The 22,781-nt window shown below is 48.0% G+C and carries 24 protein-coding genes, 4 tRNA genes and 1 pseudogene; 9 read left to right on the top strand and 20 right to left on the bottom strand.

Features of this window, described 5'->3' with window-relative positions:
• The 8 genes and pseudogenes from EXT46_RS09275 to murB all read right to left on the bottom strand — a co-directional run.
• A pseudogene (locus tag EXT46_RS09275) lies at positions 1-77 on the bottom strand (elongation factor Tu); the annotation flags it as partial.
• A gap of 134 nt (positions 78-211) precedes the next feature.
• Positions 212-287, bottom strand: a tRNA-Thr gene (locus EXT46_RS09270).
• 13 nt (positions 288-300) lie between these two features.
• Positions 301-375 (bottom strand) — tRNA-Gly (locus EXT46_RS09265).
• Positions 376-421: 46 nt separating this feature from the next.
• Positions 422-506: transfer RNA gene (locus tag EXT46_RS09260), tRNA-Tyr, on the bottom strand.
• Between the two features lie 41 nt (positions 507-547).
• Positions 548-623, bottom strand: a tRNA-Thr gene (locus EXT46_RS09255).
• A 117-nt stretch (positions 624-740) separates the two neighbouring features.
• Positions 741-1,445 carry a type III pantothenate kinase gene (locus EXT46_RS09250; protein WP_130146833.1) on the bottom strand — a complete coding sequence of 235 codons (705 nt, stop codon included), beginning with the start codon at positions 1,443-1,445 and terminating at the stop codon, positions 741-743.
• A complete protein-coding gene (gene birA / locus EXT46_RS09245) occupies positions 1,442-2,428 on the bottom strand; it encodes a bifunctional biotin--[acetyl-CoA-carboxylase] ligase/biotin operon repressor BirA (protein WP_130146831.1) in 987 nt (328 codons plus the stop codon). The genes EXT46_RS09250 and birA overlap by 4 nt, the downstream gene beginning before the upstream one ends.
• Positions 2,415-3,425 (bottom strand): UDP-N-acetylmuramate dehydrogenase, encoded by a 1,011-nt coding sequence (gene murB / locus EXT46_RS09240; RefSeq protein ID WP_240701114.1) that lies wholly within the window; start codon positions 3,423-3,425, stop codon positions 2,415-2,417. The genes birA and murB overlap by 14 nt, the downstream gene beginning before the upstream one ends.
• Positions 3,426-3,561: 136 nt before the next feature.
• Here murB and EXT46_RS09235 point away from each other — a divergent pair, with 136 nt between their 5' ends.
• Positions 3,562-5,400 (top strand): M1 family metallopeptidase, encoded by a 1,839-nt coding sequence (locus EXT46_RS09235; protein ID WP_130146827.1) that lies wholly within the window; start codon positions 3,562-3,564, stop codon positions 5,398-5,400.
• Positions 5,401-5,481: 81 nt separating this feature from the next.
• Here EXT46_RS09235 and EXT46_RS09230 read toward each other — a convergent pair whose 3' ends face one another.
• A complete protein-coding gene (locus EXT46_RS09230) occupies positions 5,482-6,072 on the bottom strand; it encodes a DUF2057 family protein (RefSeq protein ID WP_130146825.1) in 591 nt (196 codons plus the stop codon).
• Between the two features lie 98 nt (positions 6,073-6,170).
• On the opposite strand from EXT46_RS09230, the gene EXT46_RS09225 reads away from it, so the two are divergent.
• Positions 6,171-6,536 (top strand): histidine triad nucleotide-binding protein, encoded by a 366-nt coding sequence (locus tag EXT46_RS09225; RefSeq protein ID WP_045979365.1) that lies wholly within the window; start codon positions 6,171-6,173, stop codon positions 6,534-6,536.
• Positions 6,537-6,752: 216 nt separating this feature from the next.
• Positions 6,753-7,409: a response regulator transcription factor gene (locus tag EXT46_RS09220; protein WP_022946419.1), complete on the top strand. Its 657-nt coding sequence runs from the start codon at positions 6,753-6,755 to the stop codon at positions 7,407-7,409.
• A 338-nt stretch (positions 7,410-7,747) separates the two neighbouring features.
• Here the strand turns inward: EXT46_RS09220 and EXT46_RS09215 are convergent, their stop codons facing one another.
• Genes EXT46_RS09215 through EXT46_RS09205 form a run of 3 tightly spaced genes read right to left on the bottom strand, consistent with a single transcriptional unit; the run spans position 7,748 to position 8,959 of the window.
• Positions 7,748-7,954: a 4-oxalocrotonate tautomerase family protein gene (locus EXT46_RS09215; protein WP_240701113.1), complete on the bottom strand. Its 207-nt coding sequence runs from the start codon at positions 7,952-7,954 to the stop codon at positions 7,748-7,750.
• 10 nt (positions 7,955-7,964) lie between these two features.
• Positions 7,965-8,333: a nuclear transport factor 2 family protein gene (locus EXT46_RS09210; RefSeq protein WP_022943678.1), complete on the bottom strand. Its 369-nt coding sequence runs from the start codon at positions 8,331-8,333 to the stop codon at positions 7,965-7,967.
• A complete protein-coding gene (locus EXT46_RS09205; RefSeq protein ID WP_130146821.1) occupies positions 8,330-8,959 on the bottom strand; it encodes a glutathione binding-like protein in 630 nt (209 codons plus the stop codon). The genes EXT46_RS09210 and EXT46_RS09205 overlap by 4 nt, the downstream gene beginning before the upstream one ends.
• A 191-nt stretch (positions 8,960-9,150) precedes the next feature.
• Here EXT46_RS09205 and EXT46_RS09200 point away from each other — a divergent pair, with 191 nt between their 5' ends.
• Together EXT46_RS09200 and EXT46_RS09195 are read left to right on the top strand one after the other, a co-directional pair.
• The gene (locus EXT46_RS09200) at positions 9,151-9,450 is read left to right on the top strand and encodes a helix-turn-helix domain-containing protein (RefSeq protein WP_205988235.1); all 300 of its coding nucleotides are present in this window, start codon (positions 9,151-9,153) and stop codon (positions 9,448-9,450) included.
• A gap of 95 nt (positions 9,451-9,545) precedes the next feature.
• Positions 9,546-11,705 carry an ATP-binding protein gene (locus EXT46_RS09195; protein ID WP_022943681.1) on the top strand — a complete coding sequence of 720 codons (2,160 nt, stop codon included), beginning with the start codon at positions 9,546-9,548 and terminating at the stop codon, positions 11,703-11,705.
• On the opposite strand, the gene EXT46_RS09190 is transcribed toward EXT46_RS09195, so the two are convergent.
• The 7 genes from EXT46_RS09190 to EXT46_RS09160 all read right to left on the bottom strand — a co-directional run bounded on the left by EXT46_RS09190 (position 11,702) and on the right by EXT46_RS09160 (position 18,791).
• Entirely contained in the window at positions 11,702-13,111 is a 1,410-nt protein-coding gene (locus EXT46_RS09190) for a mannose-1-phosphate guanylyltransferase/mannose-6-phosphate isomerase (RefSeq protein ID WP_130146817.1), read from the bottom strand. The genes EXT46_RS09195 and EXT46_RS09190 overlap by 4 nt on opposite strands.
• A gap of 55 nt (positions 13,112-13,166) precedes the next feature.
• A complete protein-coding gene (locus EXT46_RS09185) occupies positions 13,167-13,814 on the bottom strand; it encodes a glutathione S-transferase family protein (protein WP_240701117.1) in 648 nt (215 codons plus the stop codon).
• An 80-nt stretch (positions 13,815-13,894) separates the two neighbouring features.
• Positions 13,895-14,668: an amidohydrolase gene (locus EXT46_RS09180; protein ID WP_130146813.1), complete on the bottom strand. Its 774-nt coding sequence runs from the start codon at positions 14,666-14,668 to the stop codon at positions 13,895-13,897.
• A gap of 2 nt (positions 14,669-14,670) precedes the next feature.
• A complete protein-coding gene (locus EXT46_RS09175) occupies positions 14,671-16,401 on the bottom strand; it encodes a DUF4153 domain-containing protein (RefSeq protein ID WP_130146811.1) in 1,731 nt (576 codons plus the stop codon).
• Between the two features lie 87 nt (positions 16,402-16,488).
• Positions 16,489-16,728, bottom strand: a complete 240-nt coding sequence (locus EXT46_RS09170; RefSeq protein ID WP_053911091.1) for a VF530 family protein — start codon at positions 16,726-16,728, stop codon at positions 16,489-16,491.
• A gap of 147 nt (positions 16,729-16,875) precedes the next feature.
• The gene (locus tag EXT46_RS09165) at positions 16,876-18,357 is read right to left on the bottom strand and encodes an FMN-binding glutamate synthase family protein (protein ID WP_045979377.1); all 1,482 of its coding nucleotides are present in this window, start codon (positions 18,355-18,357) and stop codon (positions 16,876-16,878) included.
• A 128-nt stretch (positions 18,358-18,485) separates the two neighbouring features.
• Positions 18,486-18,791 carry a DUF6482 family protein gene (locus tag EXT46_RS09160; protein ID WP_022945016.1) on the bottom strand — a complete coding sequence of 102 codons (306 nt, stop codon included), beginning with the start codon at positions 18,789-18,791 and terminating at the stop codon, positions 18,486-18,488.
• A gap of 100 nt (positions 18,792-18,891) precedes the next feature.
• Between EXT46_RS09160 and EXT46_RS09155 the strand changes: the two genes are divergently transcribed.
• The 3 genes from EXT46_RS09155 to EXT46_RS09145 all read left to right on the top strand — a co-directional run bounded on the left by EXT46_RS09155 (position 18,892) and on the right by EXT46_RS09145 (position 21,230).
• On the top strand, positions 18,892-19,590 hold the full coding sequence (locus EXT46_RS09155; protein WP_130146809.1) for an RNA pseudouridine synthase: 699 nt from the start codon (positions 18,892-18,894) through the stop codon (positions 19,588-19,590).
• Positions 19,591-19,651: 61 nt separating this feature from the next.
• Positions 19,652-20,029, top strand: a complete 378-nt coding sequence (locus EXT46_RS09150; protein WP_022945014.1) for a BlaI/MecI/CopY family transcriptional regulator — start codon at positions 19,652-19,654, stop codon at positions 20,027-20,029.
• A gap of 1 nt (position 20,030) precedes the next feature.
• A complete protein-coding gene (locus EXT46_RS09145) occupies positions 20,031-21,230 on the top strand; it encodes a M56 family metallopeptidase (protein WP_130146808.1) in 1,200 nt (399 codons plus the stop codon).
• A 79-nt stretch (positions 21,231-21,309) separates the two neighbouring features.
• Here the strand turns inward: EXT46_RS09145 and EXT46_RS09140 are convergent, their stop codons facing one another.
• Positions 21,310-21,693 (bottom strand): MAPEG family protein, encoded by a 384-nt coding sequence (locus EXT46_RS09140; protein ID WP_130146806.1) that lies wholly within the window; start codon positions 21,691-21,693, stop codon positions 21,310-21,312.
• 227 nt (positions 21,694-21,920) lie between these two features.
• Between EXT46_RS09140 and EXT46_RS09135 the strand changes: the two genes are divergently transcribed.
• Positions 21,921-22,775 (top strand): hypothetical protein, encoded by an 855-nt coding sequence (locus EXT46_RS09135; RefSeq protein WP_022945011.1) that lies wholly within the window; start codon positions 21,921-21,923, stop codon positions 22,773-22,775.
• Positions 22,776-22,781: the final 6 nt, after the last annotated feature.

The following is a 22,781-nucleotide window of genomic DNA, read 5'->3' as shown; positions in this document are numbered from 1 at the left end:
GTTTTACCGTGGTCAACGTGGCCGATTGTACCTACGTTTACGTGCGGTTTCGAACGTTCAAACTTTTCTTTTGCCATGACGGAACCTATAAGTTTTTGTGTATCTAGATTACATATCAAACGATCGACGCAAGCGCCGGTCAATTCAATTCTTCAATTATTGAATATTTTTTAGACAAATCAAAGGGAGTAATTCAGGAAAAGTCAGGGACTGGTGCTGATAGGCAGATTTGAACTGCCGACCTCACCCTTACCAAGGGTGCGCTCTACCAACTGAGCTATATCAGCACACCAGAAAAACTGGAGCGGGCAGCGGGAATCGAACCCGCATCATCAGCTTGGAAGGCTGAGGTAATAGCCATTATACGATGCCCGCTTTTAGGAACCTGTTCTTAACTACCTCTAACCGTCAAGAATAAAAGTGGTGGAGGGAGCTGGATTCGAACCAGCGAAGGCAATGCCGTCAGATTTACAGTCTGATCCCTTTGGCCGCTCGGGAACCCCTCCACGCTAAAATTCTTTCTAAAGCCTTTCCAAGTTGAGGAAAATGGTGCCGACTATCCGAGTCGAACGGATGACCTACTGATTACAAGTCAGTTGCTCTACCAACTGAGCTAAGTCGGCACTGCTTTAGTACGGGGCGAGATTCTAAGGCATGGTTTTGAGTGATGCAACTATAAAATCAAAAAAAGTTACGGTTTCGTGCTTAAACGTTCAATATTCGCGCAGAACTGCGGGTTTTTAAACAGTTTGCGCACCAATTCGCCACTTAAGTAAGCCTTCAAAAACAAAATGCGGCCGATACACACTTGCCCTCAGGTGGTTATGTAACGCTAAACCATCACCGCCAGTTATATATAACTGCGCCTGATCGCCATGACAATAATGTGAAAGAACATACTCCACGGCTCCCAAAGCACTGAGCAAGGCACCATTTTTTACTGCACTGGGTGTCGAGCGCCCAGGACTGATATGGCGACGCAAGCCATCAACACTGAACACCTTCTGTGCGCGACTAACAATACTGTGCTCGGTAAGATCGAGACCAGGCAAGATATAGCCACCTAAATGTTGGTGTTCACTGTTTACCACATCAATCGTCAGCGCTGTGCCCGCATCCACAATCACAGTCTCGCCTTGCGGGTTTTCACTGTAACCGGCGATCACCGCCAACCAGCGGTCAACCCCCAAGGTATTGGGGTTTTCATAAGCGCACTGCAGCTGCTGCCAATGGCCACTCACGCGAGCATAGTGCACTTGCTTACCTTGCGCTGCCGCCAATGCCAGCACCTGAGTGAGCGCACTGGATTCAGCAACAGCCGATACCAGCACCTCCTCCACATGTGACCAAGGCACTTCTTGCAGCCCCACAGCACTGAGCTCACTTTGCTCTGTGGCCAACATTAGTTTTACTGCCGAATTACCAGCATCTACTAGTAGTTTCATGTCGTCGCTCGCAAACTGATTTCGCCACCAAAATAGCGCTTACTCTGGCCATCAACACGGATCACCACCGCGCCCTGTTCATCAATACCCTCACAAATTCCGCGCCAATGGTTGTTGCCAGAGCTCAACTCCACACATTGACCGGCAAACGCATGCACATCATTCCATTGCTGATGCATATGCGTTAACCCCTGACGCTGATACTGATATAAGCGTTTTTGTAAGAAGCAAGTCAACGCCGCCACTAGTTGGTTTTTGTCTAATTCGGTCGTAAATTCGTTAAGGTCACACCAAGGTTGGTCGATATGCTGAGCCGCGTTGTCGGGCATACTGACATTCAAGCCGATACCAATCACCAAGTGACAGGGCCCCTCGGCGGTGCCGTCAAGCTCAACCAATACTCCGGCTAATTTTCGCCCAGCGACCAACACATCATTCGGCCACTTTAACTGTACTTCTAAGCCATAAAGCGCTTTTAAGCAGTCATAAATGGCCAAGCCGACGGCAATAGACAGCCCCATTGCAGCATGCATGCCATCGTCTAAGCGCCAGTAGTAACTGTAATATAAATTCGCCGCAAAGGGCGATTGCCACACTCTACCGCGACGCCCTTTGCCTTGGCGCTGCATTTCCGCCACTAATACCGTATCAGGCTCAAGGCTATTCGCCTGGATACGGCGCATAAGCTCACTGTTGGTAGAATCGATAATCGGTTGTACTTCGAAGCGCCCCGCCTGCCCTTGTAATTGCTCATACACCTCGGTAATTGCTGGTTGAGATAATAAGCTTAATGGTCGGCTAATACGGTAACCCTTACCATTGACCTTATAAATGTCGATGCCCATTTCTTGCAGCGAGTGGATATGTTTGGCAACTGCAGCGCGGCTTATGCCCAGTTCGTCCCCCAGCACTTGACCAGACAAAAAGCGTCCTTGATTGAGACGCTCTAATATAGCCAGCTTATTGCCATCAGGCGCTTTCATTGTCAGCCTCCACATGGATTTCACCTTGTGCGCCCAGCAATCGCACTTCATGCTCCAAAGCAATGCCAAAGTGCGCCAAGATAGTGCGCTGAATATGTTGAATCATTGCCATAAGTTGCTCTGCGGTGCCCGTGCCACGATTCACCAAAACTAAAGCTTGCTTATCGTGTACAGCAATATCACCAATGCAATAACCTTTTAACCCTGCTTGTTCAATTAGCCAACCCGCCGCAACTTTTTGGTACTCGTTGTCCACATCGTAACAGGGCATATGGGGGTAGCGTTGTCGAAGACTAGCCACTTGTTGGCGCGGCAAAATTGGGTTTTTAAAAAAGCTGCCTGAATTAGCTAGTTGATAGGGGTCAGGGAGTTTACTTTGGCGCACAGCGACCACTTGCTCAAAAATTTGTTGTGCTGTGGGTTGATACAGCTCTTGCAATGGCCCATAACTGGTATTTGCCTGCCAAGCTTTCGGTAACCGCAAACCCACCCGAGTAATAATAAAACGCTCTTTTAAGGCATGTTTAAATATCGAGTCGCGATAGCCAAACTCACACCCCTCAGCACGCAAAGTGTGAAAGCAACCCTCAGTAATATCGTAACCTTGAACGTAATCTACAAATTGTGCCAATTCAACACCATAGGCCCCAATATTCTGCACAGGTGCTGCGCCCACGGTCCCGGGGATCAGTGCTAAGTTTTCTAACCCTGGCATTGCCAAGGCTAGGCTTTGCTGCACCAGCTGATGCCAGTTTTCACCTGCTTCACAATGCAGTAGCCACGCATCGTTATGCTCTTCTATTACCAAGCCTTTGTTGGCAATTAACACCACGCTCCCCTGATACGGGGCTGTAAAAATAGTATTGCTGCCCTCACCCAGCACGCAAAACGGCTGCTTAAAATCAATATCATGCAGCTGCTCAGGTTCTTCGACGATCAACAGTTGTTGGCACTGGGCCGCAAGGGCAAAAGTATGAAGGCTTTGTAATGCAGGCAAAAGGCACTCTCTTGTCATTAATTTATTACTTAAGGCAAAACTAGTGTAACCCAAGGAGCTCGTCTGACATAGCTGTCAGTGCTGGTTGAGATCTGGTATAACGAGTTCTTCTTATTTCGCTCGTTCTGAGGATACTATGAAATTAAAACCACTCGCTTTGGCATTGGCCATGGCAGGCTTAAGCCAGCATGCGTTAGCAGCCCAAGATGAACACACCTATGCCAACTTAGATGAAGTTGTCTCAACTCACCTTTTTTTAGACTTAGATGTTGATTTCGCCGACAAACAACTTGAAGGCTTTGTGGAACATAGCCTAGAGTGGAAAGATAAAAGTGCGCGCACCTTGGTGCTTGATACTCGCGATTTGGAAATTGATCGCGTTATTTACGAAGACAATCAAGGCAAATGGCATAAAGCAGACTTTACCTTAGCCCCGCGCAACGATGTTAAAGGCGCCAAGCTGACTATTCGCTTCGCAAAGCAGGCTCCTAAAGTACGAATTTACTACAACAGCTTGCCACAAGCTTCTGGCTTGCAGTGGCTTACGCCAGAGCAAACTGCCAGCAAAACCCAGCCGTTCATGTATAGCCAATCGCAAGCTATCCATGCCCGTAGCTGGATCCCAGTTCAAGACACGCCAGCGATGCGCGTAACCTACAGCGCCCGCATTGAAACACCAGAAAACGTGCGTGCAGTAATGAGTGCCGACAACACCGGGGCTTTCATTAAAGACGGCGATTATTTCTTCGATATGCCGCAGGCTATTCCTCCTTATCTGATCGCTATCGGTGCCGGTAATCTGGAATACAAGGAAATGTCGCATCAAACCGCTATTTTTGCTGAGCCTCAAATTCTTGATGCGTCAGTCGCCGAGTTTAATGACACTCAGGCGATGATTGATAAGACCGAAGGTATGTATGGCGAATACGCATGGGGCCGCTACGACTTACTCATGCTGCCGCCAAGCTTTCCGTTTGGCGGTATGGAAAACCCGCGCCTATCCTTTATCACCCCCACCGTTGTCGCCGGTGATAAGAGTTTAGTGAACCTTATCGCTCATGAGCTGGCCCACTCTTGGTCTGGTAACCTGGTAACGAACGCGACTTGGGAAGATTTATGGCTTAACGAAGGTTTTACCTCATATGTGGAAAACCGCATCATGGAAGAGGTATTTGGCCGCGAGCGCGCAGTGATGGAGCAAGCTCTGGATAGCGCCGGGTTACGCGCTCAACTAAAAACCATTGACGCTCCCGATACGCGCCTAAACTTAAAGCTAAACGGCCGTGACCCAGACGATGCCTTTAGCTCAGTGCCATACACCAAAGGTCAATTGTTCCTTATCTACTTGGAGCAGCAATTTGGTCGTGACACCTTCGATACCTTTGTGAAGCAATACTTTAGCGATCACGCTTTCCAATCTGTGACTACCGACGAGTTTGTGGCCTACTTAGACAAGCATTTATTAAAAGCCCACCCTGGAGTGGTCAGCTTAGAAAAAGCAAAAGAGTGGATTTACCAGCCAGGGTTACCCGCCGATGCGCCTAACCCCACCTCTGATGTGTTTGATAAAGTAGATGCACACACTCAAGCTTGGCTAGCAGGCGATAAGCAGCTCAGCGACTTGCCAACGGCTGACTGGACTGTGCACGAGTGGTTGCACTTTTTGAACAATCTGCCGCGTGATTTAAACAATGATAAAATGGCAGAGCTAGACGCACAGTTCAACCTCACGGCATCGACAAATAAAGAAGTGGCATTTGCATGGTTTATGTTAGCGGTAGGTAATGGCTATGAAGCGATTTACCCCGCGTTAGACCAGCACTTGAGCAGCATTGGCCGCCGTAAACTCATTGTGCCCTTATACAAAGCACTTATCGCTAACGGCAAGCGCGATTGGGCGTATGACGTTTATCAGGGTGCACGCCCAGGCTACCACCCCTTAGCACAAGGTACGATCGACGCCTTATTCAAGTAACTGGGCTTTGCCAGTTTAAACGTTGCAAAAAGGGCGAGAAATCTCGCCCTTTTTGACCTTGTGACAACAGTGCTAGTTTTACTATTGTTGCTTTGCTTTTACTTTCTCCAAGAAAGCTTGGCGCTCTTGCGCACTGGCTTGCTGCCACCAAAAGTCCAGCATAGCCGCAGCACTGACGTTGTTATTAACCACAACTTGGGCCGCTTCAAGGCTCTCTTTATCAGGGTTATTGGCGCTGACTACCGTCTTCACCTGTGGTGCCTCAGCTGGCGCAACAGAAGCCATCGGCGCCGCTAATTTTTGCCCCCGCGCCTGTAAACGCACTGTCGGTGCTTCGGCATAAAGCTCGGCCGCTGCGGCATTACTGGCACGCTCAAAGATCACATCGTAATCCTCGCCCGCTTTTACCTCTAAATTTACCCAAAATGGTTCTGACTCCACCACTTGATGATCATCAAACCCACTTTCATACAAATCGCTGTATTGCAGCTTCAAGCGGTATTGCCCTGGGGCTAACTCCAATTCATCGACCGTTGAGAAAAATGACTGCTCTATCTCTTTATCATCCACCTGTAACGGAATAATTTCCTCAGGGAAGTACACCATCTCGGCCTGCACCTGAGGGGCCAAAGCCAGTGTTATTAGGCTGGTCATTATCGTTTTCTTCCACATAGTCATTTCCTTGTTAGCAAATGGATTAAGCTTCAGTTTGACACTTCTGCTTTTCTTTGTCATTACTGGCTCATCCATGAAAAGATAAGGACCACACCGTGAGTGAAGAAACCATTTTCAGTAAGATTATTAACCGCGAAATTCCAGCAGATATCGTGTATGAAGACGAACATGCTTTAGCATTTAAAGATATTAATCCCCAAGCGCCGTTCCATGTGCTTATTATCCCAAAAACCCCGATAGCCACCATTAACGATATTACCGACGAACATGCCGCCACAGTCGGGCATTTGTATGTTGTTGCTGCAAAACTAGCTAAAGAACAAGGCTTTGCAGATGAAGGTTATCGCGTAGTAATGAATTGCAATGATCATGGCGGACAAACTGTTTACCACATTCATTTGCACATGCTGGCCGGCAAAGAAATGGGTTGGCCTCCTTATCAGGATAAGAAAAAAGTATAACTTTCGCTTATCTTTTATAAGGTTAACAAATATGGGCAGAGGTAAAGAAGGTGTTATCATTGGCTCCACTGCCCTGTACCTTGCATTCTGCCTGTATATACCCAGAAGTTGAAGATTATTAATCTTTTTTCACTAATAATTCTGAGCCACCTAATACAAAAGAAGTGAGCTCCATGATACGATAGTGGCAATAATGTAAAAGAGCCGCTAACCACAATGAGTAAGACTGTCTTTCTATTACTTGAACAAGACCCCATCAACCAAATAGGCGTCAATGTCCTTGAGCCACTTCTGCGTACACAGGGACTCGAAGTCCATAAAGGCACCGACGTTGCTCAGGTTAAGCCTGGCACCACTTACTTATTTATCGAAACATCATCAGACGATGCGTGGAGTCGCTTAAAAGAGCACTTAGTCAATTTAAAAGTGGAATGTGACATTGTGCTGTTCAATCTAGATGAGAATCCAGAGCTCGCTAATCGGGCGCTACTAAGTGGTATTCGTGGCGTATTTTACACCACAGATAATGCCGATGTGATGATGAAAGGCATTCGCTTACTTCAAGAAAACCAGTTGTGGTATCGCCGTGATGTTATGTGTAACGTGCTGAACCGCATGCTGCAATTTAATAAAGATTCGCTGCACAAACTCACCGAAGGTGATATTGAGCCGGTGAAGCTGACCAAGCGCGAGAAAGCCATCGTCGCGTTAATGAGTAAAGGCGCTAAGAACAAAGAAATTGCCGAAGACTTAAATATCAGCCCGCATACGGTAAAAACTCACTTATACAGTGCATTTCGTAAGACCAAGTGTCGTAACCGTGTGGAGCTATTATCTTGGGCTCAAACTAACATGCCCAATGAATTACGCTAATCGCTAATATCAAAAAAGCCGGCTATTGCCGGCTTTTTTGTCGGTAAATTGTATCTGCGGCTAAATATAACGCATGCGCTATAAGCTGAGATAAACGCTGAGTTTTGTTGCGAAGGAATAAAAGATAACAGGTGCCTGACATAGATTGCATAGCGTTATTATGCGTAGTAAGCAACTACAGATAACCAATAAACAGATAAAGTTAGCATCTCAATATTCAGGACCACAGCCAACACGCACGTCAACATACCAGTAAGACCTTACAAGGTAGCATACCTTGTAAGGGTAAGATGCACCATTACTAGCGCGAAGACTCTGTATTAGTGTGCCGGGCGGGGCTATTCAAGCGCTGCTCGTCGGTATTGATCGACCGGCAGGCCACCAATACCCCAGCTGTCGAGTTCGACTTCATCAATCACCACCATAGTGGTCGCTGGGGACTTATTTAATACCTCAACCAGTAACTCGGTAACCCCTTTTATTAAGGCTGATTTTTGCGCTTGGGTGACTCCCTCTTGCGTTACTTTAATATTCACATAGGGCATATCCTTCTCCTTACTTATCAATAATATGAAATACTTTTGCAATAATGCGCCACTGCCCAGCACTGCGTACCAGTGACAATAAATCAACATAGTCCTGAGCACCGATAGAGCAACGCACCCTAGCCTGTGCGGTGTTGTCGCCAAGCAGCTCTATTGCATCTATGCTGTCTTGACGCTGCTCACCGCAAGAAGCGGGCGATGTACGCTGAGCGATCACCTCACGATAGGTGGGCATATCGCGATACAGCAAAGGTTGCTTATCTGCGCTCACATAAATAGCTTGGGGATGAAAAACGCTATCGAACTTCTGCAAGTCGCAGTGGTACAAGGTATCGAAGTAGCGTTGCAACAACGCAGTAATTTCTGGCAACGGCTTCATGAGGTGACCTGCTCAGACACCAGCCCTTCGGTGTGCATCGCTTTGCGCACACTTGCACGAGCATTAACTCGCTGCCAGAAGACATTAATGGCAGGCCATGGCGTCAGTGAAAAGCCAATAAACTGTGACCAGTTAATAATGACAAAGGCATAGGCATCAGCCACGGTAAAGGTATCGCCTTGCAAATATAAGCTGCCAGTACTTAACTGAGCTTCAATCGGTGCGAGACGTTTGCCAATTTTCGCCTGTGCCGCCTGGCGCTGTGTGGCTGTCAATTCAGCTCCTGAGAAAAAGGGGCTAAAGCTCTTATGCAGCTCAGAGCTTAGGTAAGCAAGCTGCTCACGAAGCTGATAGCGCTGCCATGTGCCAATGCTGGGAGCAAGCGCTAGCTGTGGTTTTAGATCGGCTAAATACTCAAGAATGGCAGGATTCTCGGTCAGTATTCTTTGGTTATCAACGGCCAGCGCAGGCACATAGCCCTTGCTATTAATTTCGCTGTAGTTACCCCCTATCTCGGTTTGACCTTTATCGGTATCAACACGCTCAAGTTTAAAGTCGACCTCGAGCTCATTGAGGATAATATGCGAGGCCATAGAGCAGGCGCCAGGTTTGTAATAAAGCTTCATTTCACGGTATTCCTGTTGTTGTCCTTGTGGAGCTTTAGATAATATCTAATGGAAATTAGATTACTAGAAGTAACCATGAATTTGGTGCTAGAATTGGGTTACCGCACAGAAACTTAGTCACTCTTATGTCATTGAAAGTTAGGCTGAATAAAAGTCCTAAACCACCCCAACCCTGTATGCTTACAGAATGTATGGCGGTCATTTCCGGTGCCTGGGCGCCCAATGTGATTTGGTGTTTACGCGCTGGACCGCGCCGCTTTAATGAGTTGCGAATTGATATCCCACCGATTTCGGCAAAGGTACTTTCAACTCGCCTAACGGAGCTATTAGAGCGCGGCGTTATTGTCCGCCATGTACGTGATACCTCTCCACCCTCGGTGGAGTATGAGCTGACCGAGCTTGGCCACGAACTTATTCCAGCATTAGACGAAATCGTGAAGGTCGGGCACAAACTTAAAACCATGGGCTATCTACAAAAGCAGTACGACTAGCACCATAACCACGGATGAGTTATGACTTTTCGCATGGTCATCGAGTGAATTTTGCGTATAGTAGTGGCTATCTAACGTAAACTTTTAACTTGTTGATGCTCGACGCAAAAGCCCTTTTTTACACCAGTGCCGCAGCCGTATTTGTTATGGCGCTACTGAACTTTATTACTTGGCGGGCCAACCGTAATTTTGTCGGTATTGGCTTGTACGTGTTTTATCCCGTGTGCTTGTTATTGGCGATTTTACTGTTCGCGTTGAAGAGCACCGTTGATGTGGGCTCACAGGCGTTAGTGGTACTGGCTAACATTAGCTTTATGCTCGGCTCCATTATTCATGTGTTAGCCATCAGCCGTTTTTTAGATTACAAAGGTTTTGTTACCACCTTATTTATTTTCGTTAGCGCTTTTTTACTCCTTGGCTTTACCTACTTTATGTTCTTCGACAGTAACTTACGTACTAGGGTGCTGCTGTCAGATTTACAACATATTGCTGAAGCACTGTGTCTAACCTACATTGTTATTCGCTACGGACGACATAAATACCCCAGCGCCAGTTTGGTGTATTTAATTGCCTTAGTGATGTGTTTAGGCATATTCAGCGCCCGCACAATTTGGATTGGCGATATCGACCGTTTCAGCCTGATCCGTAATGATTGGTTTAGTATGACGCTGCTAATTAATGGCGTGCTAGCGCCGATGCTCTACGCTGCTGGTTTGGCGTTATTCTGTAACGAGCGTCGCGAGCTTAACCTTAATCAACTCACAGCCAAGGCGCAGAAAGATTTAGAAATTCGCGGCCTGTTTTTATCTACCGTCAGTCATGAGATTCGCACCCCACTCAATGGCATATTAGGTAGTGCGCAATTGATCATGAACCAATCCAATAACCCCAAAAACAAACCCTATTGTGAAGCCATTATCAACTCAGCCGAGTCGCTTAACTTGCTCATTGATAAAGTCCTTGAGTATGCGAGCTTGGACCAAAGTGATGAAGCCCTCTTTGAAGAAGACGTAGAGTTACGCACTTGGATTAATAACCTGTGTTTGTTGCTAAGCCCGCTGGCAGAGCAAAAAGGGGTCAAGTTTGAGTTGAACTTTAACTTGCCGCGACAAGCCTGTTATTACTGCGACCACCAAAAAATACGGCAGGTACTGATTAACCTAGTAGGTAATGCCATCAAATTTACCGACCGAGGTGAAGTGATTCTACAAGTAGACTTATTGCGTGAAGGCCAAGAAGAGCACACCCTACGCTTTAGTGTTATTGATTCAGGCCCTGGCATAGAGCAAGAAGAAATTCAGTATCTAACCGAACCTTATGTGCAAAGTAGCGCCGGTAAACTCAAGGGCGGCTCTGGCCTGGGCTTAGCAATCACCAGCCGGCTGCTAGAACACTTAGGCAGCCAGCTTATTATTGATAGTGAAGTTGGCAAAGGCAGTACCTTTAGCTTTGATATGCGCTTAACTGTGGGCGAGCTTAGCCTCGTTGAGAAACGTCCGCAAACGACCCATTACCTCACCGGCCTTGATGTGTTGTTAGTAGAAGATCTCGACCTTAACCAAAAGATTGCCATAGAGTTTATGGCCGAGGACGAGCATCGAGTGAAGCTCGCTACCGATGGCCATAGCGCCATTGAACTGATGCAGCAGTATCATTTTGATGTGGTGTTATTGGACATGAATTTACCCGACTTAAGCGGCCAAGAGGTGATCCGACGCTTGAAAAATATCGACCATCGCAATCATCGCACGCCGTTTTTAGCCTTTACTGCCAGCCTCAGCCCCGATGAAGTGAAAGAATACTTGGCTTTGGGGATCAAAGACATTGTCGGCAAACCTATAAAACAAGAAAAGCTGCGCCAAGCATTAAGTGACTCGCAGTCCAGTCAAGCACCTAATTTGAGCGTTGAGCTTAAAGATGTGCTCTACGATGAAACCGCCGCAGAGCAAATGGCCAATACCTTTGAAGAGCAAGAGCTGACCTCTATTTATAATGAGTTCGTGCTTTCAGCCCGTAACAAACTGCTGCGTTGCCAGCAACTTATGGCCAGTGATAAAGAGCAGTGCATCAAAGTGTTACACCGCCAAGCCAGTACAGCTTTGCAACTCGGGTTTAATCGCTACGGCATGGCGTTAAAGAAAATTGAACGGCGATTGCTTGAGGATAAGCCGCTAGATACTCACCTAAGCGATTGCCTTGAGTTATGGCAACAAAGCTTAGAGCTGTACCTTAAATCAATGCGCGCCCAAGTCTAACGGCCATAATCATCATCAAAGCGGACGATATCATCTTCTTCAAGGTACGCACCGCTTTGCACCTCAATCACCCGCGCGACAGTGTTTGAGGCGTTGCTCAGGCGGTGTTTTTGTCCCGCAGCGATAAAAGTTGATTGTCCGGCGCTAAGCTGGCTTTGCTGGCCATCAATCTCCACCAGCACAGTGCCGCTAACAACCACCCAATGCTCAGCGCGATGTTGATGTAGCTGCAAAGACAGTCGCGTCTTGGCATGAAGCATAATGTGCTTTACTTTAAAACCTGCCCCCTCATTAAGCACCTCGTAGCTGCCCCAAGGTCGAAATACTTGGCGGTGACGCAAACGCCGCTGTGGGTATTGCTCACTGACTTGGCTAAGCAGAGCTGGCATAGTGTGCAGCTGCGATTTGGCTGCCACCAAGGTGGTATCACCGCTTTGCACCACGGCCAAATCATGCACTCCTAAGGTCGCCACTACCTGATGCTCGTCAGTTACCACTAAGTTGTTATGACTATCTTGCAGCACCGCTTCGCCAATCACCGCATTGCCATGATGATCTTGCTCTGTGTGTTGCCATACTTGCGCAAAGCTGCCTAGGTCGGCCCATTGCAGTGGCAACGGGCAAGTAAGCACCTGTTCGCTATGCTCCAGCAGAGTATAATCAATAGAGTCACTGGGCACGTGTTGCCAGGCATCGGCATCGACACGAACAAAATCAAGATCGCGGTGAAAGTGCGCCGCTTTGCGCAGCGCAGCCATCATCTGTGGTTGGTGTTGCTCTAGCTCTCGCACAAAACAGCCACTGGTAAACAAAAACATACCGGAATTCCAGTAGTAATTCCCGTGTTCGATATACTGCTGCGCTAGCGCGTATGAGGGCTTTTCCTTAAAGTGCTGTACATGAAATAGATTGGTCGCCTGTTCTGCGGCTTTACCTTTTAAAATGTAGCCATATTCTGTGGCGGCGCGCGTGGGTTCAATGGCGAACGTAAGTAGCGCCTGATCACTGTGCTGCGCTAACGCCGGTAAACGCTCAATTAAACACGCGGGATTGGCAATCGCATGATCCGCCGGGGTCACAAATAAGCTGGCACTGGGATAATATTGCTGTGCCCACAGCGCGGCAATAGCCACCGCTGCGGCAGTATTTTTGCTCTGTGGCTCGAGAATAATGGCGCAGGGTTCAATGCCTACCTCCAGTAGTTGCTGCGCGACCATAAATCGATGTTCGGCGTTACACACCACCAGCGGTGGCAGTAAGCAGTGATGCTGTACTCGCAGTGCTGCTTGCTGTAACAGTGACTGCTCACCATCGAGGCATAAGAATTGTTTTGGACGGTCTTGGCGCGATAACGGCCATAAACGCGTACCGCTGCCGCCCGCTAAAAGCACAGGTAAAATCAACATACCAGCTCAGAACTAATAATCGAATAACGATTATACCAGTTCTTCATGGCGTTGATTAAGCCTTGGGTCGATCTGGACCTGGATCTCCATACTGAGCTAGTTGCTCTTGCAGTGCCGCCTGAAATGCGGGCCGAGCACAGGCCCGCTGAAGGTACGCATTACAGGCTTTAAATTCGGCCAAGGCGTCAAAGCGCGCCACTAACCGCAGTACATCGGCCATTAAAATATCGGCGATAGAAAAGTCGGCGGCCAACCACTGCCGCTGCGTCAACACTTGCTCCATGTGCGTCAGTCGAGCGCGTAAAAAGGCATCTAACTGCTTTCGGGCTGGGGTGTCATTGCTATCACCAAAGAACTGGTAAATAGACCAGGGTAAACTAGCGGCTTCAACCGAGTTTAACGCTGCAAAAACCCATTCAATCACCTTACTCCGCTCGCTGGCAACACTGGGCATCAGTACCGTGCTTTTCTCGCCGAGATGTAACAAGATAGCGCCGCTTTCAAACACCGACAGCTCACCATCTTCGAGCCAGGGAATTTGCCCAAACGGTTGCCGGGCAAAATGCTCAGCGCTTCTATTTTTAAATGCCACAGTGGCAACGCGGTAATCGAGACCGGCTTCTTTTAATGCCCAACGTACGCGCAAATCACGCACATAGCCGCGCGGTAGTTCTGGCACCCAGTCGTAGGTGAAAAGAGTCATCTGAGTCACCGCACACCTCCTTGTTATTGCTAATCCTCTTAGCCTAGCAGCTTAAAAGTGATTATGCCGTGGCCAGGGGTTTACAAATTGAGCTCAAAGTCATCCGCATCCTGCCATGCGGGAAAAGACTCCTTATAGTCCTCTAACTGCGCTAAATCCAAGGTAACCGTAATCGTCTGGGCCTTATTATCCTCGCCATAAGCGAGCTGCTTGCCATCGAAGCGATAAGCTGCGGTGCCGCCATTGTGCTCAACACCTTGACCATCTTCACCAACCCGGTTGACCGCTAACACGTAACACTGGTTTTCTATGGCCCGGGCTTTTAATAACGTATCCCAGGCATCGCGCCGAGCAGCTGGCCAATTGGCAATATTAACCATCACATCATAATCATTACGGTTACGTTGGAATACGCCAAAACGCAGGTCATAACATACTTGAGGAAGGACTCTGACCCCTTTTACGGTGAACACCTTGCGCGCTGTGCCGGCGTCCATGTGCTCACCCTCTTTGCCTAAGCAAAATAGATGGCGTTTGTCGTAATAATCCAGCTCGCCATTGGGCTGCACCCAATATAGGCGGTTAAACTTGCCTGTCTCGTCGGCACTAATAACACTGGCGCACAAAACCGCTTGGCGGCGCTGGGCCTGGTCTTTAAGCCAAGCAATAATGCGCTCACTGTAACGCTCCACATTTGGTTCGGCGACAGCGAACCCAGTGGCGAAGGTCTCGCTCAGCAAGATTAAATCAACCTCTGGTAGCGATTGCAGCTGCGTCGCTAAGTGTGCGAGGTTTGCCTCTACGTCCAACCAGTAAATGTCATGCTGTAGCAAAGCCACGGTTAGTTTCGACATCGTTACTCCTGTTGCTCATAGATATTTACTGGCACCGATAAACGCGCCCCACCTATATTGATATGCTGCCATTGCGGCGTTGTTAAAGTAAACTCCCCTGCTGCCAAAGCCTGCTTAATTTGCTCTTCATCGTCAGTGGCGTTGGCTACCTGCAAGTGATAACTCTGCCACTGCTGTTGCTGGTTTTCGGTGAACATCACCCCTTGCAGATAATTGTGTTGCTGGTGCAGTAATAGCCATTCTAACTGCTGATCTTGGTTCACATCGGCAGCGATGAGGTACAAAGAAGCTCCCTGGCCATAATATTTGTAGAAGTTACTGCTATGGATAAACTGTAACAAGCTGGAAGGAGGTTGATTAGCTGCATCAGCAATGCGCACCCCTTGCAGCCATTGTGACTGCCATTTTTCAAAGTCGCTGGGCTCATCACGATCAGCATATAAGCGAACTATACGCGCTTTGAGAGAGTCATTGTCAGTATGCTGTTGTATTTGCTGCAGCGCCTCAAAGCCTGCCTTGCCAAGTTCCCTGTAAAAGTAATACACATCAAACTCATCGGCACTGACCTGCCCCGATTGCAACCGTTGCACTTGGCTTTGCGCACTGAGCTGTTGCAAATTAGCAAGCGGTGAATTAACCGCCAACAACGCCGCGAATAAAGCGGCGCAGCCGATAACGTTGATTTTATGCACCCAAATTAGCCACTGCTGACGCTTGATGATAATAGCTCCGCAGTAACTGAAGGCAAAGTACGTCAAGGTGGCGCTGATCAGCACTCCCCACCCCCGGCTCACTGTTAGGCCATACTGTTCAATACGCAGCCACAGGCCGTAATGTGCCAACATTGCGTATAGCGGTAAAGTCAGCAGCGCCAATAGCATCATCCCACGCCACCAGCGATAGTAAGGCAGAGCATCGGTTCGGCTGTACACGGTATTGAAGAAGAACAACAAACTCGCTTGCATCCACAGCAGCATTAAGGTGCTGTTCTCCAGCTGCCAGAGCGACTCTAATCCGGTAAATGGCAGACTGGCGATAAAGGTAATGGCCAGCACAGCAAGCACGGGCAGTAAAAATTTTGCTAAAATTTTCAGTAGCTTTTCAATATTTTCGACAGCCGAAAGCAGGCTTCTAAGGGCAATAGCAGCCCCAGCAAACGCACAGGTAAGCACTGGAATACTAACCCAAGGTTCATCGAGCAGATCAGCTAAAACTTCAATGCCAATGGTGCTGAATAGCTCGCCACCAAGAAGCAAAATAAGCCATAAAGCTAAAGCAAAGAAGCAGCATAAACTAAACTGAATAAAGTGCTGCCAAGATAGCTCGTACAACTGCCGATAGGTGATCGACTCGCCCCGGCTATATAAAGTAGCTACATTAAGTAGCTTTAACGTGGTGATTAAGGCACATAATACAAAGGTGACAATCAAGGCGTCGTTATTAAAGAGCTCTTGTTGTGGCTGCTGCGCACCGATATACATCCCCAACACACTCAACAACAGCGAGTAGGGCGCGGCTAAAGTTAAAAAGCGCCGCCAACCTGCGCGTTCTAATCGCAGGTAACATAATCCAGGAAAGACGATAGTCAGGGTAACTAAACCCACCAACCAGGTGGGCGATTGCGCTGGCCAGTTGCCATTGTCAACGGCTAAGTACAGCCACACCAGCAAGGCACTTTGCAGCAAAGCCTGAGGCACTAACCACCGTAAAATAAAGTGCTGTTTCTCGGTCATGAGTATGTTCCTATCCTTAGTCGTTCACACTCACCATACGCTATTTTTAGCACCTTGCGCAAAATCCTTATCGGGACACGAACAACATTATTGTTGGGCGTTGTATGGCCACGTGTGGAAGGTTTTAATATACAGCTGCTCTACTTCCTCTCTCGCCCAAGGCGTACGACGTAAGAACTTCAGTGATGACTTCACCGAGGGATCATTCTTAAAGCTGTTAATATTGATGTGCTGCGCTAGCACCTGCCAGCCATAATGCTCGACTAGACGAGTCACTATTTGTTCCAGCTTAACGCCATGCAGGGGGTTATTGGGTTGATTATCCATTGTACTTAGCCTTTTAAACAGGGCGCGATTGGCCTCATAGCGCTAAGAATACCATGCAATGCGCAGCGACTGGAAACTGCCGCTGTGCATTGTCTAGCGCACTGCTAATCATTGATTGTAACAACAACTCCTAGCTCTTTAGCGGCGTCATTTATAATGCGCGTACATCTCATCCAAGGTTTGCGACAAACCATCTTCTTGCACCACGCGCACATGCTGACGATTCAGACCACGTATGTTATTCACCCCACATGAGTGAGCAATCAGACCGATGCCATAGTGGATATATTTATTGTAGTTAGCAACGCGCTGAGTTTTATCAACTACATCAAGCCCTTTCATCAGTTTCGGGTTGTGGGTGGTGATCCCTGTTGGACAAGTGTCTTTGTTGCATTGCAGCGCCTGAATACACCCCAAGGAAAACATGTGGCCACGAGCCGAGACCACAAAATCGGCGCCCAAGGCAATCGCCCAGGCCACTTTGGAAGGCACAATCAACTTGCCAGAAACAATGACACGAATACGACCACGTAATCCATTACGCTCAAGCAAGTCGACCACCCAAGGCAGGCTCTCTTTCAATGGCAAACCAACCGAGTCCAGCAGCGGTTGAGGGGCAGCACCGGTGCCGCCATCAGCGCTATCAATAGTGATAAAATCTGGCGCACTGTGCTCGCCACGTTGTTTAATCAGGGCCACCAGTTGCTCAAGCCACTGGGTTTCCCCTAATACCGCCTTAAATCCCGTAGGTTTCCCCGTCACCTCACGCACGTGGTTTATCATATCCAGCAAATCACTGACGCTTTTAATTTCCGGATGTCCATTCGGGCTTATGGAGTCTTTGCCCTCAGGAATACCACGAATTTTGGCGATTTCAGCGTTGACCTTAACCCCAGGTAACATCCCGCCTTTACCGGGCTTTGCACCTTGACTCATTTTGATCTCGAACATTTTCACTTGCTCATGGGCCGCCACTTCCTTGAGTTTATGATCACTGAGCTGGCCATGCTCATCACGCACCCCATATTTGGCGGTGCCAATTTGAAAGACAATATCGGCGCCCCCCTCAAGGTGATAGGGGCTCAATCCCCCCTCACCGGTATTCATCCAGCACCCCGCTTGGCGGGCTCCGCGCGATAGCGCCAACACGGCGCGTTTAGATAAAGCGCCATAACTCATGCCAGAGATATTAAACACCGCCTTCGCGGTGTAGGGGTGGCGAGATTGCTCACCGAGCACAATCGGCTCAGGGTCGATGGCGTCTTCTTCTAAGGTGGGAAAGGCACAATTCATAAACATAATAGTGCCGGCTGGGTCTAAGCTTTGTGTGGAGCCAAATGCGGAGGTGCGATCAACATTTTTCGCAGCTTTGTATACCCAGCTGCGCTCGGCACGGTTGAACGGCATTTCCTCGCGGTCCATGGCGAAGAAATATTGCCGAAAAAACTCGCCTTGGCGCTCGAAAAAATAACGAAACCGACCAATTACTGGATAGTTTCGACGAATTGCATGCTTGTTCTGATTAACATCAACAATATAAAAATAAATCACCACCAGTACGATGATGCCCAACGCCAGTAAAAACAGACTGGTCAAAAAGTCGATGGCGTAAATGAAAAAGTCGCTCATCAGCTAACCCCTTGTTGTCCCTAATGCTATGCAGATTTACATATAGTGAGGCAATTGACCAGACTGTTAATAGGGTTATTTTCTTTCTACCTAGAGTACAGCGATTGAAACAGAAGTACGCAGCACCATTAGTAATAACCGTTTTTGCCGTAGGGCACTTCTAAAGTGTTATCTTGTTGGCGGGTCGGCTGACCACACATTTCATCGTAAGCACTGCTATGGCGCAGTACCATGGCGTGATAGGCAATATCATCGAACAGCTTTTGAATATGCAATGGGCTATTGGCTTTGAGGATCTCGCCACGAGGGTCTTTGACATAGTATTCAATATTGTTGATTACTACCGACACTTGATACAACGCCATATCCAATGAGTGGATCACTACTTTTTGAATCGGTTGATGATGCTGCAGGTTAGTAAAGTCGATACCCATGATTTGCTCCAAACATTAAGGTTTAAAGCTATACGTAAGCAAAGGCCATGGCGATTAAAGCATGCTATGATGGCCTTGCCCATTAGTTATAGTAATAATCATGTCACCGCCTATTCGTGTCGCTAAGTTTTTATCTCATGCTGGGGTTTGCTCACGCCGCCAAGCCTCAAGACTGATTACCGCCGAGCGAGTGAGGGTCAACGGTGCCTTGGCGCAACACATTACCCATGTCAGTTCCCATGACCATATCACCGTGGATGGCGAGGAAGTGCTGGGACTGGCGCCGAAACGTTATTTTGCTTATCACAAACCAGTGGGCATTGATTGCAAGCTGCAACCACACAATCCTCATAGTCTTATTCATCACCTCCCAGCTGGACCCCGTGTCTACCCGGTTGGTCGCCTTGATAAAGACTCACGCGGATTACTGATATTGACCAATGACGGTGCGCTGTGCCAACGCCTCTCACACCCCGACTTTGCACATCAAAAAGAGTATTGGGTTGAAGTTGATAAACCATTAAACCCCGAGTTTTTTGTGCACATGCGCAGTGGCATTACTCTGGGCGAACACACGACGCGTCCCTGTGTTTGCGAACCTCTTTCAACAACTCGCTTTAAAATCATCCTGACCCAAGGGCTTAACCGGCAAATTCGTAAAATGGCGAAACACTGCGGCTACCGGGTTACCGACCTTATGCGTGTGCGTATAGGAGACTATGTACTGCAACCCGAGCTGATCAACGAACACCATTTTCAAGCACTGACAGCGGAGCAGGTGTACGGATTACAAAAATAACTTGACGACATTGACTACAAGTGTAATCTTTAGTTTAAGAATTACATTTGTGAGCAATACTATGATCGAGTTGTCGAAAGCCGAATTTGCCGTTATGGAAGCCCTTTGGCAAGGCCATCCAGCGAAAGCCAGTGAGGTGGTTGCACGCCTGAGCGACGACACCCAGTGGCATGAAAAAACCATAAAAACGCTGCTAGGCCGACTAGTAAAAAAACAGGCGGTCAGCTTTGAAAAACAGGGCCGTTTATACAGTTACACACCCACAATTGGCCGCGAAGAATATACCCTCAAGCAAAGTAAAAGCCTAATACAACGATTTTTTAGTGGCCGTATTGCGCCATTAGTCAGTGGTTTTGCGAAAACAGAGCAACTGTCACAGCAAGATATCAACGAACTCAAAGCCGTTATAAAAGAGTGGGAAGACCAACAAGGAAAGTAATATGTTTGCCTGGATCATCGCCCAACAAGCTTGGCTCTCTGCGCTGTTAATAACACTTATTATTGTCGAGCGCTATGCCCTTAAATCATTGACCGCCCGTTTTATATACGGCCTGTGGCTTGTGGTTCCTGCAGCGCTCATCGCGCAACATGTTGAGCTCACCCAATCGGTGGCATCAGCCACAGTGCTAAACAGTTACATCGTGACGCCTCTACAGCAAGCGAGTACGCACGTTAGCATGAATTGGGAAATCACTTATTGGTTTGTGGTCACGGTGTTATTGCTAGGTGTTCTCATGCAGCATGCACAGTTTCAACGCCGCATAGGCGCTAAACTGACCAGCACCGCTAACGTAAGCAATGCATCACTGCCTATCTACGAGAGCACAAAAATAAACTCCCCCATGCTTGTCGGCTTTATAAGGCCACGTATTGTGCTACCCAGCTACCTGGTAACACAGCATAACCCCGATACCTTGGCTTTGATGATTGAACATGAGCTTGTGCACCTAAGACGCCATGACAACATCATTAATGCCGCTGCCTTAGGTTGTGTGATTTTAATGTGGTTCAACCCACTGACATGGCTAGGATACTTCAGCTTAAGACGCACCCAAGAGCTGGCCTGCGATGAACTGGTATTGGCAAATAAATCGGCCACACAGCGCTTGCTGTATGGCAAATCTATGGTCGAATGTGCGAGTCGTTCGCAACTGCACAGCTTGGCTTATTCATACTACGGAGATAAAAACATGATGTTACAACGCTTACATAATATGCAATCGGCCAATCGGGGTCATATCGTCGCTAAAGTGCTGAGTATTTTACTCGCACTCGCGAGCCTCACGCTGATTGCCACAACACAAGCAGGTGAAGGACGCAATCAAGACAAAGCCGACCAACCGCAAGCAGTGATGCGTATAGAACCAAAGTACCCAATTGAGGCTGCGGAACAAAAAATTTCCGGTTCTGTGGTTTTGCGATTCCAAATTGGCGAAGATGGTTCGGTGAACAATGTCTCGGTGGTGAAATCACAGCCAGCCCAAGTGTTTGACAAAGAGGCGGTGCGCGCGCTTGAACAATGGCAGTACCAGCCTTATCCGGATCCTGAGCATGAGCACCTAGTGCAACTTGATTTCAAACTCAGCAACGACGTGCAATTGCCTGACTTAACCGAGCGCATTAACGTCACTTCGCACTAATTCGCGACTAACAAAAATATAAAGCAAGACCCTTAAATTAGGTGCTTGCTTTGTGTTTTTCGTTAACACCAGAAAAGTGCTAAATACTCAGTGCGATCATAGCAATGGGGCAGGCATAGGAAACCGCCCAAATTAATGAGCGCAGCAAATGTAAATCAAACCAATAGCAAAGACAGTACAACACCCGCGCAACAATATAGCTGATAGCCAAGGTATCCATAACCGCAGCTTGTTTATTGGCGCCAATCACCACAGCTAACGCCACAGCAAAAATAATCAGGGACTCGAAGCTATTTTGGTGCGCTGCTAACGCTCTTGCGCCAAAGCCAGTAAGCGCTTGTTGTTGCGCCCTAGGATGGCGATTATCGTACCCCCCTTGCTGTTTCTGCGCCCAAGCGAGCGGCGCTTTGGCAAGTATAGGTAACACACAGGCGATCAACGCACACACAACTAATACACTCATAATCGTTCCTTTTTAAAGGCCACAGGCTTGGTACTACCCTAATCCAATGATAAGCCCGGTGCTAGGTTATTGTTTTTTACGCATCACAGCTCCTATTTTAGCCCCTAAAACAGACACCAAGGTTAAATAATTGTAAATTACAGCTTGCAATTGTACCTCTTTAGTCTATTTTCTGATCGGAGGTCACACCTCTACCCTGATGGAAATAACAATCAACAGGAACACACATGAAAATAAAACTAATCTCTCTCGCGCTTACGCTCGGAATGAGCCAAGGCGTTTTCGCAACTGAGGGCGTTGCCTTCATCCACGGCACAGGCCAGCAAAGCGATGCCTATAACGACTACTGGACCAGTGGTTTTGTTGATAAGGTGCGTCAAGGCATTGCCAACCCCAATAACTTTACGGTGATTAATTGTGACTTTGAGCAGTTTATGTGGGCCGAAGGCGCCGCAGGTTGCCTAGCCGATTCATTAAACAGCTTTATTGCCAACAAAAATATTACTGACTTAACGCTGATCACTCATTCAAACGGCGGCAATGTGGTGCGTTGGATCCTCTCCAACCCCACGTGGGATAGCCGTTACCCAAGTATCATCAATAAAGTCAATCACACCATCGCCTTGGCCCCCTCCAGTGGCGGCACCCCTTTGGCCGATGCGGTGATTGCCGGTAACACCTTTGAGCAAGGGTTAGGTTGGATCCTCGGCTACGGCAATGACGCAGTAAAACAGCAACAAGTGTCTTGGATGGCTGCTTATAATGCCGAGTGGTTAAAAGGTACGCCGAATCGCCCAACTCTCCCCTCACGTTTTGAAACAGTGATCGGCAGTGACGTTGAGTCTGCGGTGTGGGATTCGGATAGTTATTGCGGTGGTTATCAAAATCAAGTTGGCCTAGAGGTCACGCAAAACTGGCTTGATAACTGCTCCGACGGCTTTCTGGAGTGCAGTTCTCAAGCTCTAGCGGGCTCGGTATGGTTTACCGATAAATCACGCACCCGTGGCAGTGAGCCACTAAGCCACCAGCAAAGTCGTCGCGACTGCTTTGGCCTGGGCGATATGCTGAAAAACAGAATATAGGAGCCA

It is taken from the genome of Pseudoalteromonas sp. CO325X, assembly GCF_004208955.1.
Lineage (GTDB): Bacteria > Pseudomonadota > Gammaproteobacteria > Enterobacterales > Alteromonadaceae > Pseudoalteromonas > Pseudoalteromonas ruthenica.
This window is presented reverse-complemented; position numbering and strand designations above follow the sequence as displayed.